Below are 15,136 nucleotides of genomic sequence, written 5' to 3'. Positions count from 1 at the left end.
GTTTCACGTTCAGGAATCCCAGGCCTGCTCTATTTTACCGGCTTCAAACTGCGGAGGCGGTTTTCGGAAACGGCGCGTGAGCCATGTCAGGTAAAGGATCCCCAGTGCCGCCCAGATGAGGCCAAGCGTCAGGGACGTCGCTTCGAGGTTTATCCACAGCACGCCGACCGTGACGGCACCAATGAGCGGCAGCAGAAGATAGTGGAACCGATCTTTCCACGTTTTGTTCAGCCCCTTGCGCCGCCAGAAATGGTTGTACACCGAGAGATTAACAAACGTAAACGCCACCAGCGCGCCAAAGTTGATCAGCGCCGTCGCGGTCACGAGATCAAAGTACAGGGCCGACAGCGCCACTATCCCAACCATAATGACGTTCAGGGCTGGCGTACGCCATTTCGGATGCACGTAGCCAAACACCCGCTCCGGAAACACGTTGTCACGCCCCATCACATACAGTAAGCGAGAGACGCTGGCGTGCGAGGCCAGGCCTGAAGCGAGCGTATTCACAAACGTGGTACACAGAAACACCGACTGGAAGAGCTTGCCGCCCACGTACAGCGCGATTTCCGGCAGCGCAGCGTCCGGGTTTTTGAAGCGCGCGATCGTCGGGAAAAAGAGCTGCATGAAAAACGAGGCAACAATAAATATCAGCCCGCCATACAAAGCGGTGAGGAAGATGGCTTTGGGGATCACCCGCGCCGCGTTTGGCGTCTCTTCCGACAGCGTGGTGACCGCGTCAAAGCCGAGGAAAGAGAAGCAGACGATAGTCGCGCCGGTAATAATCGGGATCAGGTGTGCGTTCTCGCTGATAAACGGCTGGAGCGACCAGACGGTGCCGACGCCCTCTCCCTTATGCAGACCGTGCACCACCAGTATGACAAACACCACCATGATGGCGATCTGCACCAGCACAAACAGGGTGTTAAAGTTGGCGACCAGATTCACACTCTTCAGGTTCGCCAGCGTCAGGATCGTCACAAACCCCACCACCCAGACCCACGGCGGGACTTCAGGGAACAGCGCGGAAAGGTAGATCTTCGCCAGCAGCACGTTGATCATCGGCAGGAAGAGATAATCCAGCAGCGATGACCAGCCGACCATAAAACCTAAATGGGGGCCGATCGATTTCTGCGTGTAGGTGTACGCAGAGCCCGCTTCCGGGAACTGTCGTACCAGTTTGCCGTAGCTGATGGCGGTAAACATGACGCCAGCCAGCGCCAGGAGATACGAGGCGGGCACGTGGCCGTTGCTGATACCGGACACAATACCGAAGGTATCAAACACGGTCATGGGGGTGAGATAAGCCAGCCCCATCATGACCACCTGCCAGAGCTTGAGGGAACTGCGCAGCCGGGTTCTGCCGGCCATGCGCGGCGAGTCAAGAGAGGTGTTAGTCGCCATAAACCGTCCCCCCCATGCTTACCGTGGTTTGCAATCGCGCTGTCCTTAACGCAAACCTGCTTAGCAAAGGGGGAAGTTGTAAAGAACACACGCGATCGTACCAGCGCACCGTCTCTGGCTCGCACTCACAGCAGGCGCCTGACTGGCCCCCTTCGCCCTGCGGATAGTTGAACATCTGCATCATTTCCTACCTCGTCACACAGTGTCGTTAAGAAAATCCCTGTGCCGCCTGCGCTCCATAACGCGACTCCCGGGAGAAAGCTGGCGTGCCAGCGAACAGTTAGGCCAGGCTCCGCGCAGGCCGTTTGGTGATACGTGTCAGATGAAACAAAGCGGCCCCTTACCGGGGCACGTCATCAGGCGTTTTTCAGCATCCACTCAATTTCCGTTTCGGTAATCAGGCGTTCAAACTGCAGCAATTCATCATTTTTGCAGGCGTGATAGACGTGGCAGAAACGTTCGCCCAGCCGCTCGCGAAGGCTATCGTTTTGCATAAATTCCCACAGCGCATCGCTCTGACGAATCGGGAACGGCAGCCCGTCCTGCTCCAGACCATTGCCTTCCACTTCTTCCTGCAGGGGTAAATCGTTATCCAGCCCATGTAAAATGCCGGCAAAAATCGCCGCCATCACCAAATACGGATTCGCGTCAGCGCCAGCCACCCGGTACTCGACCCGATGGTTATGGCGATCGCCGCAGGGGATACGCAGGGCAACGGTGCGATTATTGTGTCCCCATGACGCCTGCGTCGGCACGTACATCCCCGGCTGGAAACGGCGGTAGGAGTTGACGTTCGGTGCCAGCAGCGCCATGGACGCAGGCATCAGGTCGATCATCCCGGCCAGCGCGCGTTTCAGCAGCGCGGAATCCTCGCCGTTGGCGTCTGCGAGCACGTTTTCGCCTCGGTTGTTTTGCATGCTGATGTGGATATGCATCCCGCTGCCCGCATGTTCTTCATACGGCTTTGCCATAAACGTGGCGTGCATCTTATGTTTTTCCGCCATCTGCCTGACGAGACGTTTAAGCGCCAGCGCATCATCGCAGGCATCGAGCACGTTTTCCGTATGGTGCAGGTTTATCTCAAACTGGCCCGGGGAGGCCTCAGCCACTGCCCCGTCGGCGGGGATCAGCTGCAGCTGCGCCAGTTCGTCAATGTCGTTCAGCACGTCAGCAAAATGGTTAAGATTATCAACCGAGTAGACCTGACTCTGCGTGTTACGCACGTCGGTGCCCGGCGCGCAGGGGGGCTGCAGATAGCCGTCGGCATCGCGTTTACGGTCAAGTAAATAGAACTCCAGCTCTACCGCTACCACGGGGAACAGGCCGCGCTGGCGCAGCTGCTGCCAGAGTCGGTTGAGTACGTTCCGCGGCTCAACGTCAAAGGGAGCGCCATCTTCATCGACCATGGTGAGCTGCACCTGACCAATGTATTCCGGGTCGGCGGCGGAAGGCGTCAGGGTGCCCGGCACCGGCACGCAGATACAGTCCGGCTCGCCGAGCTCCTGCCCCAGACCCGCCTCTTCCACGACGTTACCTAAAATGTCCATGGCGAAAACCGATGCCGGGAAATAGCAGCCTTTTTCAAGCTTGCTCAGTCCGGCAACCGGGATGCGCTTGCCGCGAAAACAGCCGTTCAGGTCGGTCAGGAGGACATCAATAAACTGGGTGTCAGGATACTTTTCTAAATAGCGCTTCACTTCCTGCGTAAAGGCGCTGCCCCGCCTCTCATCCGTGTGCTGCACAAAGTTCTCAACTTCTACGATATTGGTTTCCATGATTTACCACCGTTTTTGGGATTTGCGTTCGCTGCTCTGGACTGTCAAATATAATGTCCACCCTATCGAATCTGTATGCAAATAAATTGTTTGTCAAATGTTAAATTAAGTTTGCAAAAGGCAGATCCCGTTGCTAGATTGAGAAAATATTGAACGAAAAGGCCGTTTATCAGGCGAAAATGGCCTAAATTTAGTCCACTTTGTGAGGGCGATCATGGAAAATATAATGAACAAGCCAGTTATTGGCGTGGTGATGTGTAGAAACAGGCTTAAGGGTCATGAGACCCAGACCCTGCAAGAAAAGTACCTGAATGCCATTATTAACGCGGGGGGTTTACCGATTGCCTTACCGCATGCGCTGGCAGAACCAGAGCTGCTCACCGCTCTGCTGCCCACCCTGGACGGGATTTACCTGCCGGGCAGCCCAAGTAACGTGCAGCCGCACCTTTATGGTGAAAACGGCGATGAGCCTGACGCCGATCCCGGGCGAGATCTTCTGAGTATGGCGCTGATTGCCGCCGCGCTCGAAAGGCGCATCCCCATTTTCGCCATCTGCCGGGGGCTGCAGGAACTCGTTGTTGCAACGGGGGGGATGCTGTATCGCCGCCTGTTCGAGCAGAACGACCTGCTCGAGCACCGGGAAGATCCTGAACTGCCGGTTGAGCTACAATACGCCCCGTCTCATGAAGTTCAGGTTCAGGAGGGAGGACTGCTGTCTCAATTAATACCAGGCTGTAACACATTTTGGGTAAACTCGTTACACGGGCAAGGTGCACGAACGTTAGGACCACGGCTTCGCGTGGAGGCCCGCTCGACGGATGGGCTGGTCGAGGCGGTCAGCGTTCATGACCACCCTTTTGCCCTCGGCGTGCAATGGCACCCCGAATGGAACAGCAGCGAGTACGCCCTGTCCCGTATGTTGTTTGAAGGTTTTATCACCGCCTGTCAAAGCCACATTGCCGAGAAGCAACGGCTTTGACCACTACCGTAAAGGAAATGCAACTATGAGCGATGACGGACTGGCGCCAGGGAAACGTCTGTCTGAGATCCGCCAGCAGCTGGGTCTCTCGCAGCGGCGTGCCGCCGAACTGTCTGGGTTAACACACAGTGCCATCAGCACCATTGAGCAGGACAAAGTCAGTCCTGCTATCAGTACGCTGCAAAAGCTGCTGAAAGTTTATGGGCTGTCGCTCTCGGAATTCTTTTCGGAACCGGAAAAACCTGATGAACCGCAGGTGGTTATTAATCAGGAAGACCTTATCGAAATAGGCAGTCAGGGGGTTTCGATGAAGCTGGTTCATAACGGAAATCCGAACCGTACGCTGGCGATGATTTTTGAAACTTACCAGCCTGGAACCACGACCGGAGAGAGGATCAAACACCAGGGTGAGGAGATCGGTACGATACTGGAAGGTGAAATATTGTTGACCATTAATGGCCAGCAATATCACCTGGTTGCGGGGCAGAGCTATGCCATCAATACCGGCATACCGCACAGCTTCAGCAACACCTCGGCAGGCATCTGCCGCATTATCAGTGCCCACACTCCCACCACGTTCTAATTACCACTCAGTCCCGGCGTAAGCGCGCTTACGCCGGGAAATATAAAAACGATCGCTGTCGGCATTTAACGGGTTAATTCCCGGGATGCCCCACGGCTTCGTATTGCCTGAAACGGCCATGCCTTTATTTATCTGATTGCGAAAGAAAGGAGTGAATATGCATTTTCAGCACCTGACTTACTGGCAGGATAAAGCAAAAAACAGCGCCATTGAGACCCGGTTATTTATTAACGGTGCCTATTGTGACGCCGCCGATAATGCCACATTTGACACCGTCAATCCCGCGACCCAGCAGACGCTGGCGAACGTCGCACGGGGCAAACAGGCGGACGTGGACCGCGCGGTTCAGGCCGCGCGTGCGGTATTTGAGCGCGGTGACTGGTCGCAGGCGTCTCCGGCGCAGCGCAAGGCCGTGCTAAATACGCTCGCCGATTTAATGGAACGTCACGGCGAAGAGCTGGCCTTACTGGAAACGCTGGACACCGGTAAACCCATCCGCCACAGCCTGCGCGACGATATTCCCGGCGCGGCACGCGCCATTCGCTGGTACGCCGAAGCGGCGGATAAAGTCTACGGCGAAGTGGCGCCTACGGGTCCGGGCGAGCTGGCGATGATCGTGCGCGAGCCCATCGGAGTTGTCGCGGCCATCGTCCCCTGGAACTTCCCGCTGCTGCTGGCCTGCTGGAAGCTGGGCCCGGCGCTAATCGCGGGCAACAGCGTGGTATTGAAACCATCGGAGAAATCACCGCTCACCGCCCTGCGGCTGGCCGGACTGGCGAAAGAGGCGGGCCTGCCTGACGGCGTGCTGAACGTGATAAGCGGTTACGGCCACGAAGCGGGCCAGGCGCTGGCACTGCACCCGGAGGTTGAGGTGCTGACGTTTACCGGCTCTACCCGTACCGGCAAGCAGCTGTTGAAGGACGCGGGAGAAAGCAACATGAAGCGCGTCTGGCTGGAGGCGGGCGGCAAGAGCGCCAACATTATCTTTGCCGACTGTCCGGACCTGGACAAGGCCGTGAGCGCGACCGCCGCCGGAATTTTTTATAACCAGGGGCAAGTCTGTATCGCCGGTACCCGCCTGCTGCTCGAAGAGAGCATCGCCGATGAATTCCTGACAAAGCTGGAAGCGCAGGCCCGTCACTGGCAGCCGGGCGATCCGCTCGACCCCGACAGCACGATGGGGATGCTCATCGACGCCGCGCACGCCGATACCGTACACACGTTTATTCGCGAGGGAACCCGGAAAGGTAAGCTGCTGCTGGACGGGCGGGAACAATCATGGCCTTCCGCAGTCGGTCCAACCATTTTCGTCGACCTCGAGCCCGACTCCCCGCTGTGCCGGGAAGAGATTTTCGGGCCGGTGCTGGTCGTCACCCGTTTTAAAACCGAAGAGGAAGCCTTAACGCTGGCCAACGACAGTGAATACGGGCTTGGCGCGGCGGTATGGACCCGCGATCTCTCCCGCGCGCACCGCATGAGCCGCCGCCTGAAAGCTGGCTCGGTCTTCGTCAATAACTATAACGACGGTGATATGACCGTCCCCTTTGGCGGCTATAAGCAGAGCGGCAACGGTCGCGATAAGTCCCTGCACGCGCTGGAAAAATTTACCGAACTGAAAACCATCTGGATTGCCCTGGAGCCTCAATCATGACCGAACATACCACCAGCTACTACGCGGCCAGCGCGAACGCTTACGAACCTTTCCCGACGCTTAACGAATCGATCAGCTGTGACGTGTGCGTGGTGGGCGGCGGCTATACCGGCCTCTCCTCCGCGCTGCATCTCGCCGAAATGGGCTATGACGTGGTGCTCCTTGAAGGGGCGCGCATCGGCTTCGGCGCCAGCGGACGCAACGGCGGCCAGCTGGTTAACTCCTACAGCCGCGACATCGACGTGATTGAGAAAAACTACGGCCCCGATGCTGCCAGAGCCCTCGGGAGCATGATGTTTGAAGGCGGGGAGATCATCCGGGAGCGTATCCAGCGCTATCAGATCCAGTGCGATTATCGTCCAGGCGGGCTGTTTGTGGCGCTAAACCATAAGCAGCTGGAGACGCTGGAGGAGCAAAAAGCCAACTGGGAACGCTACGGCAACACGCAGCTGGAGCTGCTGGACGCCAGCGCCATCCGCCGGGAAGTCGACAGCGAACGCTATACCGGCGCGCTGCTTGACCGCAGCGGGGGGCACATTCATCCGCTGAACCTGGCGATCGGCGAAGCGGACGCCATTCGCCTGAACGGTGGGCGGGTGTATGAACAGTCCCCGGTGACTGCCATTCAGCACACCAGCCCGGCCGTGGTGAGCACGCAGCATGGTCAGGTGACGGCCCGCTACGTGATCGTCGCCGGGAATGCCTATCTGGGCGATAAGATCGAACCGGAGCTGGCAAAACGCAGCATGCCCTGCGGCACCCAGGTGGTGACCACCGCCCCGCTGCCGGAAGAGCTCGCCCGCACGCTGATCCCCAATAATTACTGCGTGGAAGATTGTAACTACCTGCTGGATTACTACCGTCTCACCGCCGACAACCGCCTGCTGTACGGCGGTGGCGTCGTGTATGGCGCGCGCGATCCGGACGATGTCGAGCGCCTGGTGATGCCAAAGCTGCTGAAAACTTTCCCTCAGCTGGCCGGCGTCAAAATCGACTACCGCTGGACGGGCAACTTCCTGCTGACCCTGTCCCGAATGCCGCAGTTTGGTCGTCTGGACAAAAACATCTATTACATGCAGGGCTACAGCGGCCACGGCGTGACCTGCACCCACCTGGCCGGACGGCTGATCTCGGAACTGTTGCGCGGTGACGCAGAGCGCTTTGATGCGTTTGCCAACCTCCCGCACTACCCCTTCCCGGGCGGCCGCAGCCTGCGGATTCCATTTACGGCGATGGGCGCGGCGTACTACAGCCTGCGCGATCGTCTTGGCGTATGATCGTTTCGACAAAAGGGTATCTGACATGAGTAACCAGGAATTTCATCAGCGCAGACTTTCTGCCACCCCGCGCGGCGTTGGCGTAATGTGTAATTTCTTTGCCCGCTCGGCGGAGAATGCCACGCTCACCGATGTGGAAGGCAACGACTATATTGATTTCGCCGCCGGGATCGCGGTACTGAATACCGGCCATCGTCATCCTGAACTGGTGGCCGCAGTGGAAAAACAGCTTCACCAGTTCACCCACACGGCCTACCAGATTGTGCCGTATGAAAGCTACGTTTCATTGGCCGAAAAACTTAACGAGCTGGCCCCGGTGCAGAGCCCGGCCAAAACGGCGTTCTTCACAACGGGCGCGGAAGCGGTGGAAAATGCCATTAAAATCGCCCGGGCCCACACCGGCAGACCGGGTGTGATTGCCTTCGGGGGAGGCTTTCACGGCCGAACCTATATGACCATGGCCTTAACCGGCAAGGTCGCGCCTTATAAGCTGGGATTTGGCCCCTTCCCGGGGTCGGTTTACCACGTGCCGTATCCCTCCGAGCTGCACGGCATCACGACGCAGGATGCCATCACGGCGATAGAACGCCTGTTCAAAGCAGATATTGAGGCGAAACAGGTGGCGGCGATTATTTTTGAACCCATTCAGGGTGAAGGCGGATTCAACGTCGCCCCGCCAGAACTGGTGGCCGCCATCCGCCGTATCTGTGATGAACACGGGATCGTGATGATTGCCGACGAAGTGCAGAGCGGCTTCGCCCGAACGGGTAAGCTGTTTGCGATGGAACACTACGCGGACAAACCCGACCTGATGACGATGGCTAAAAGCCTGGCAGGCGGAATGCCGCTGTCCGGCGTGGTGGGCCGCGACGAAATCATGGACGCGCCGGCTCCCGGCGGCCTGGGGGGCACCTATGCAGGCAACCCGCTTGCGGTGGCCGCCGCGCACGCGGTGCTGAAGATTATCGACAACGAGTCGCTGTGCGCGCGTGCCCGTCAGCTGGGCGATCGGCTGAAAGCCACGCTGGAGGAGATTCAGGGCACCTTCCCTGCGCTCGTGGCGATAAGGGGAAGAGGCTCGATGATTGCGGCGGAGTTTTTTGACCCCGAGAGCCGTGAACCGTCGGCCGCCATCGCGCAGGCGATCCAGCAAAAGGCGCTCGCCCAGGGCCTGCTGTTATTGATCTGCGGCCAGTACGGCAACGTGATCCGCTTCCTTTATCCGCTGACCATTCCGGACGCCCAGTTCAACCAGGCGCTGGCGATCCTGCAACAGGTTATGCGCGATAAGTCCTGAGTGCCCACCGAAAACCGTCTTCCGGAATGCCGGGGACGGTTTCAACGGAGGAGATCGGCACAGATTTCCTCCATGTGGGAAATGTTGGGGAATTGGGTCTGTTTCATTGTATGCTCCCTGAAACACATCCCCGGCATGAGGAAATAAGAATTGCAAAAAACATCAGCCTATCAGTCACTTGTGAAAACCTTCCAGCGTCTCTCCCGCTTCTCGCACCTTACCTCCATCGCCAGCTGGGACATGTTCACCATGATGCCGCCCGGCGGCAGCGCCGCGCGCGGCGAGGCGCTGGCGGAGATGAGCGTCCTGCAGCACCAGATCCTGACCGATAAAAAAGTCGGCGACCTGTTAGCGGCGGCAGCAGGAGAAGATCTGAATGACGTCGAACAGGCCAACCTGCGCGAAATGACGCGCCACTACCAGCAGGCAACCCTGCTGCCGGAATCGCTGGTGGAAGCCAAATCCCTGGCGGGCAGCAGGTGCGAGCACGCCTGGCGCACGCAGCGTCCCGCCAACGACTGGCTGGGCTTTTCCGCCAACCTGAAAGAGGTGGTCAAACTCAGCCGAGAAGAGGCGCGCCTGCGGGCGGAAGCCAAAGGCTGCACACCGTACGACGCGCTGCTGGATATTTTTGAGCCCGACATGACCAGCGCCCGTCTGGACGTTCTGTTCGGCGATATGAAATCCTGGCTGCCGGACCTGCTGGCAAACGTCGTGGAAAAGCAGGCGCAACGTTCGTTTGTTCCTCCTCAGGGCCCGTTCCCGACCGCAACACAGCGCGAACTGGGCCTGGAAGCCATGAAAATGCTCGGCTTCGATTTTAACGGCGGTCGCCTCGACGTGAGTGCGCACCCGTTCTGCGGCGGCGTACCGGAAGACGTGCGCATCACCACGCGCTACGACGAGGATGAACTGCTCAGCGCGCTGTTTGGCGTGATCCACGAAACCGGACACGCGCGCTACGAACAAAACCTGCCGCGCGCGTGGGCAGGACAGCCGATTGCGCTGGCCCGCTCAACCGCGATCCACGAATCCCAGAGCCTGTTCTTTGAGATGCAGCTGGGGCGCAGTGAAGCCTTCCTCAAACATCTTCTCCCTGCGGTGCACGCCCGCTTTGGCAGCCAGGCGGCGTTCAGCGAAGAGAACTTTATTGCCTGGAACCAGCGCGTGAAGCCGGGCTATATCCGCGTCGATGCGGACGAAGTGAGCTACCCGGCACACGTGGTGCTGCGCTATGAGATTGAGCGCGCGCTGATCAACGGCGAGATCGAAGTGGACGATATCCCTGCCCTGTGGGACGAGAAAATGCAGGCCTGGCTCGGGTTATCCACCAAAGACAACTACCGCAACGGCTGTATGCAGGATATCCACTGGACCGACGGCGGTTTTGGCTACTTCCCGTCGTATACGCTGGGGGCCATGTATGCCGCACAGCTGTTCCACGCCGCGAAAACGGCGCTTCCGGGTCTGCAGACCTCCATCGCTGAGGGCGATTTTTCCGCACTCTTTGAGTGGCTGCGTCAGAACATCTGGCAGCACGGCAGTCGCTTCAGCACGTCGCAGTTAATCACCCAGGCGACGGGTGAAGATCTGAATATCCGTTACTTCCGCGAGCATCTGACCTCCCGTTATCTTTAATCCCTCTGCCGGAGCCTGCTCCGGCACTCTTCTCACCCTTTTCAATAAGAATATGATTTAGCACATATTGCCATGATTGCGCCGGGTGTATGAATGCGTGTCCTTCCGACACAATTAGACTGCTATCAGGCCAGGATTAAAAAAATAAAGGGATCAATGATGAAAGGCATAATGAAAACGGTGTTAGCGATTCTGTGTGCGACCAGTTTAAGTACTTTCGCAGCCACGGATAATACCCCGCAAGACGCGTTCAACGATATTACCCGCTCTCTTGCAGACCTCCAGCCAATCACGTTTCAGGCTCCCGCTGAAAAATATAAGCTGCTGGTGTTTATTGATAATCAGTGCATTTACTGCAGCAATGTAGTGAAAAACGTTAAGCAATATACGGATGCCGGTTTGACGATGTCGTTTCTGACCGTTGCGCCCAGCGCCATTCGCGACTCGGTAATTGAAGATATGGGGCGCGTCTGGTGTTCAGCCGATAAGGTCAAAAGCCTGCAACAAGCGATGGCGGGATTTTTACCGAATAACGACACCACGACAGCGTGCTCCGATCTGATCGCGCGGCAATCTGCACTGGCAGAACGGTTGGGCATTAGCGTCACCCCGGTAATGGTGGTTATTGAGCCTGAATCACGGTCGATTATAGGCAGTCAGTCTCCGGCGGCTATTCTGGCCACACTGAAAAGATAACAGAGACCTGTACGAGCAGCGGCGTTTGGTCTGTTCGTACACTTTTCTCCCCTCTGTACATTCCGTTACACGCCGATACCAATCACTCACGGAAACCCCGAATTTACAGGGATATAGTTATTTCAACGGCCCCGCAGTGGGGTTAAATGAAAAACCAAATTCGAGGGTATGAACATGAAAAAAGTATTAGCTCTGGTTGTTGCCGCTGCTATGGGTCTGTCTTCTGCTGCGTTCGCTGCTGAAACCACTGCTGCACCGGCTGCTGCGGCACCTGCTGCAACGACCACCGCGGCGCCAGCAAAAACTGTCCATCACAAGAAACATCATAAAGCCGCTAAACCGGCTGCAGAGCAAAAAGCCCAGGCCGCTAAAAAGCACCACAAAAAAGCGACCAAACCAGCTGCAGAGCAGAAAGCCCAGGCTGCTAAAAAGCACCACAAAAAAGCGACCAAACCGGCTGTAGAGCAGAAAGCCCAGGCTGCTAAAAAGCATCACAAAAAAGCAGTAAAACACGAAGCTGCTAAACCAGCTGCACAGCCAGCTGCGTAAGAGTACAAGCTAAACCGTGCCCTTCGGGGCACGTTGGTAAACCGGCGCTGAACCGGAACAGGTTCCGCGCCGTTTTTTTTTATCCGGAGGGCGTATGCTGCGGCGCTATCGGTTTGAGCTGATTCTGATCCTGCTTATTTTATGCGCGCTCATCGCCAGCCATTTTTATCTTTCCTGAATGTAGCACGCTGATTTTACTCCCACTTTAGCGCTGTCCCGTCTATAGTATTTTCATAGGGTTCACTTTTAATAATCATAATTACCCCCACCAGAGTGAGATATGCGTAAATCTGTTGTGTTGTTACTGGGAACGTTTGGTCTTTTTTCTGGATTCTCACATGCGGATGATGGCGGTGATGACACCATTAGCGCGAAAGAGCTAAAGACGCTTTTTTTCAATCATGACGACCGTACGCGCGTCGCCGATCCCACCCAGGCACCCTGGGATGCTATAGGTCAACTGGAAACCGCCAGCGGTAACTTATGTACTGCGACGTTGATCACCCCTCAGCTTGCCCTGACGGCAGGCCACTGTCTGTTAACGCCGCCAAACGGCAAGCCGGATAAAGCGGTGGCCTTGCGGTTTGTGTCGCAAAAAGGCACCTGGCGCTATGAAATACACGGCATTGAAGGCCGGGTCGATCCGTCTCTCGGCAAACGGCTGAAACCGGATGGTGACGGCTGGATCGTGCCACCGGCGGCCGCCTCATGGGACTTTGGCCTGATCGTTTTACGCTACCCCCCTTCCGGCATTACGCCGCTGCCGTTATTTGACGGCGATAAAGACGCACTCACCGCCGCGCTGAAAGCCGCCGACCGGAAGGTGACGCAGTCCGGCTATCCTGTCGACCATCTGGATACCCTTTACACCCACACCGACTGTATTGTGACGGGCTGGGCGCAAACTAGCGTACTCTCGCACCAGTGTGATACGTTGCCGGGCGACAGTGGTTCACCGCTGATGCTGAAAACAGATAACGGCTGGCAGTTGATTGGCGTGCAGAGCTCTGCACCGGCGGCGAAAGATCGCTGGCGGGCTGATAACCGTGCCTTGTCCGTGACCGGCTTTCGCGACAAGCTGGAAGCGCTGGCGCAGCAGTAAATCAGCATCGTCTGACCTGATGTAATGCCCTGATTGACTCAATCGGCATCGGCTGGCTGAACCAGAAACCCTGCAGTTGATCGCAGCCAGCCAGCCGCAGCAGTTTCATTTGTCTTTCGGTTTCGACCCCTTCGGCGACCACCGCCATCCCCAGCGCGTTGGCGATCCGCACCGTGCCGCTCACCAGCGCGGCCGCCTGTTCATCGTGGTCCACCAGCCCGGCCAGCGATTTATCAATCTTGATGGTGTCGAAGTTAAAACGCCGTAAATAGCCAATGCTGGAATAGCCGGTGCCAAAGTCGTCCAGCGCCACCGCGGTGCCCAGCGCTTTAAGATTGGCTATCGCCATGCGGGCACGCTCCGGGTTTTCGAGCACATAAGACTCCGTGACCTCCAGCTGCAGTCGGTTGGCAGGAAAATGGGTGGTTTCCAGCACGCTGGCCACTTTGTCTTCGAAGGCGGGATCGCGGAATTGTGCGGGAGAAATGTTAACGGAAAGCGTTAAGTCACCGTATGGCTGGAGGTCCTGACAGGCGCGCTGCAACACAAACTGGCCCAGTTTGTAAATCAGGCCGCTGGTCTCCGCGATGGCGATGAAGGTATCCGGGCCCAGCGGCCCGTCCGGGCGACGCGGCCAGCGGACTAACGCTTCGACGCTGCTCATTTTCTGGCTGCGAGCGTCAATAATCGGCTGATACCAGACCTCAAACTCATCGCGCTCCAGACCGTTACGGATCTGATTTTCAATCGCCAGCTTGCGCTCACGGGCGCTGTTCAGCTCGGCGTCGTAGTGGGTGATACGCCCTTTCCCGCTCATTTTGGCATGGTACATGGCAATATCGGCGCGACGAAACAGCTCGGAGCTGGTGCATTCAATCAGGGTTCCGCTGGCGATCCCGATACTGGCCCCGATATGGATGGTGCGTTCCCCCAGCTGAATCGGGGCGGAGAGAGAATCCAGCACCGACACGGCAAAAGCGGTGGCCTGTGTCTCTGCCTTATCACCGCCGATTGTCATGGCAAACTCATCCCCGCCCATACGCGCCAGCATTCCCCCCGGCGGCACGCGTTCACTCAGCGTTTTCGCAATCGCCACAATGAGATCGTCACCCACGCTGTGGCCGTAGATGTCATTCACGTCTTTAAAGCCATCCAGATCGATAAACACCACGCTTTTGACGTCGATATCTCCGCGTAAGCTCACCCGATCCAGCGCCTCGATGAGCGCTCGCCGGTTCGGCAGATGGCTTAGCCAGTCCGTTCTGGCCACCAGACGTGCCTGGCTTTCTCCTCGCGCAAGCTTGTACAGCCCCACGCTGCTCACCAGAATAAAGAGCAGGATCAGGGCCGATGCCAGCACGACAATCTGGGTGATATCAGAGGATGCCGCCCGGGCGGCCTGCGCTCCCGGAAGCCGTGCCTGCCAGTTAAGATAGCCCAGCAGCTCCCCTGCCGAGCTGCGCAGCGGCATACTCAGCTCGTTAATTTTATCCGGCGTAAAGTGCAGGTTATCGATCTGAAAGGTCGACCCCAGGTCGGATAAAATTCTGGCGTTCAGATGACGGGTGATTACCAGATAGCGGCGCGTTCCGTCGGTAACCTGTAATCTTCCGACCATCGGGCGAATCAGCCCAATGCCCACAAAGGCGACGCCGCTTCGCGTTTTGCTGATCCCGGCATAGATATTTTTATCGCCTGATAAGGCGCGCGCGTGCTGAGCAATAAGCGCCTTCAGCCCCTTACCGAAAAAATCGAGATTCGTCTCCTGAAATGGCTGACTTTGAAACGATCCCCAGATGACGTTGAAATGCTCATCAAGCACGAAGGTGCCATCATAGAGGTTGTTGATTTTAAAGCCGGCGCCCCAGGTGTTATACAACCAGTTGGTATCGAGCGTGGGACGGTAGGCCTCCCGCACCGCATCGTCCCAGACGGCGTTATCCAGCACCAGCGAGGAGACGCGGTTGACCGATGTCTGAATGGCCCCCTGCACGGAAAGCGCCGCGCGGTGTTCATCAATTTCATTGGTTTTGGTGCTGATAAGATGCAGGGAAAGATAGAGGAGTGCGACGACGGAGATGATTAAGCCGATGCCCGCCATAAAGACCATGGCAAACAACGTTCTCGCGGTGGGAATATTGCGCCAGCTTAATGTGCGATACATCCGCCATCCTCTTCAGGGTTTTGC

The 15,136-nt window shown here is 57.3% G+C and carries 14 protein-coding genes; 10 read left to right on the top strand and 4 right to left on the bottom strand.

Going from position 1 to position 15,136, the window contains the following annotated elements:
- Positions 1-9: 9 nt before the first annotated feature.
- The 3 genes from BFV67_RS09525 to BFV67_RS09515 all read right to left on the bottom strand — a co-directional run bounded on the left by BFV67_RS09525 (position 10) and on the right by BFV67_RS09515 (position 3,176).
- Positions 10-1,401 carry an APC family permease gene (locus BFV67_RS09525; protein ID WP_008502450.1) on the bottom strand — a complete coding sequence of 464 codons (1,392 nt, stop codon included), beginning with the start codon at positions 1,399-1,401 and terminating at the stop codon, positions 10-12.
- On the bottom strand, positions 1,391-1,576 hold the full coding sequence (locus BFV67_RS24880; RefSeq protein WP_418251760.1) for a YmjE family protein: 186 nt from the start codon (positions 1,574-1,576) through the stop codon (positions 1,391-1,393). The genes BFV67_RS09525 and BFV67_RS24880 overlap by 11 nt, the downstream gene beginning before the upstream one ends.
- 181 nt (positions 1,577-1,757) lie before the next feature.
- Positions 1,758-3,176, bottom strand: a complete 1,419-nt coding sequence (locus tag BFV67_RS09515; RefSeq protein WP_008502452.1) for a glutamine synthetase family protein — start codon at positions 3,174-3,176, stop codon at positions 1,758-1,760.
- A gap of 214 nt (positions 3,177-3,390) precedes the next feature.
- Here BFV67_RS09515 and puuD point away from each other — a divergent pair, with 214 nt between their 5' ends.
- The 10 genes from puuD to BFV67_RS09470 all read left to right on the top strand — a co-directional run bounded on the left by puuD (position 3,391) and on the right by BFV67_RS09470 (position 12,948).
- Positions 3,391-4,155 carry a gamma-glutamyl-gamma-aminobutyrate hydrolase gene (gene puuD, locus BFV67_RS09510; RefSeq protein ID WP_069598948.1) on the top strand — a complete coding sequence of 255 codons (765 nt, stop codon included), beginning with the start codon at positions 3,391-3,393 and terminating at the stop codon, positions 4,153-4,155.
- A gap of 25 nt (positions 4,156-4,180) precedes the next feature.
- Entirely contained in the window at positions 4,181-4,738 is a 558-nt protein-coding gene (puuR, locus tag BFV67_RS09505; protein WP_008502454.1) for an HTH-type transcriptional regulator PuuR, read from the top strand.
- A gap of 157 nt (positions 4,739-4,895) precedes the next feature.
- The gene (gene puuC, locus BFV67_RS09500) at positions 4,896-6,389 is read left to right on the top strand and encodes an aldehyde dehydrogenase PuuC (protein WP_069598200.1); all 1,494 of its coding nucleotides are present in this window, start codon (positions 4,896-4,898) and stop codon (positions 6,387-6,389) included.
- Positions 6,386-7,666 (top strand): NAD(P)/FAD-dependent oxidoreductase, encoded by a 1,281-nt coding sequence (locus BFV67_RS09495; protein ID WP_025911468.1) that lies wholly within the window; start codon positions 6,386-6,388, stop codon positions 7,664-7,666. Before puuC ends, BFV67_RS09495 begins: the two co-directional genes overlap by 4 nt.
- A 25-nt stretch (positions 7,667-7,691) precedes the next feature.
- On the top strand, positions 7,692-8,963 hold the full coding sequence (puuE, locus tag BFV67_RS09490) for a 4-aminobutyrate transaminase (RefSeq protein ID WP_069598199.1): 1,272 nt from the start codon (positions 7,692-7,694) through the stop codon (positions 8,961-8,963).
- A 150-nt stretch (positions 8,964-9,113) separates the two neighbouring features.
- Positions 9,114-10,601, top strand: a complete 1,488-nt coding sequence (locus BFV67_RS09485; RefSeq protein WP_069598198.1) for a carboxypeptidase M32 — start codon at positions 9,114-9,116, stop codon at positions 10,599-10,601.
- Between the two features lie 156 nt (positions 10,602-10,757).
- Entirely contained in the window at positions 10,758-11,297 is a 540-nt protein-coding gene (locus BFV67_RS09480; protein ID WP_008502459.1) for a thioredoxin fold domain-containing protein, read from the top strand.
- 174 nt (positions 11,298-11,471) lie between these two features.
- Entirely contained in the window at positions 11,472-11,846 is a 375-nt protein-coding gene (gene asr / locus BFV67_RS09475; protein WP_021241183.1) for an acid resistance repetitive basic protein Asr, read from the top strand.
- A 94-nt stretch (positions 11,847-11,940) separates the two neighbouring features.
- The gene (gene ydgU, locus BFV67_RS24965) at positions 11,941-12,024 is read left to right on the top strand and encodes a small membrane protein YdgU (RefSeq protein ID WP_021241182.1); all 84 of its coding nucleotides are present in this window, start codon (positions 11,941-11,943) and stop codon (positions 12,022-12,024) included.
- 102 nt (positions 12,025-12,126) lie between these two features.
- Entirely contained in the window at positions 12,127-12,948 is an 822-nt protein-coding gene (locus BFV67_RS09470) for a trypsin-like serine peptidase (protein WP_008502460.1), read from the top strand.
- A 1-nt stretch (position 12,949) separates the two neighbouring features.
- Here the strand turns inward: BFV67_RS09470 and BFV67_RS09465 are convergent, their stop codons facing one another.
- Positions 12,950-15,112, bottom strand: coding sequence for a bifunctional diguanylate cyclase/phosphodiesterase (locus BFV67_RS09465; protein ID WP_069598197.1), 2,163 nt, complete (start codon positions 15,110-15,112; stop codon positions 12,950-12,952).
- Between the last annotated feature and the right edge of the window lie 24 nt (positions 15,113-15,136).

Source organism: Enterobacter roggenkampii (genome assembly GCF_001729805.1).
Taxonomy (GTDB): Bacteria; Pseudomonadota; Gammaproteobacteria; order Enterobacterales; family Enterobacteriaceae; genus Enterobacter; species Enterobacter roggenkampii.
This window is presented reverse-complemented; position numbering and strand designations above follow the sequence as displayed.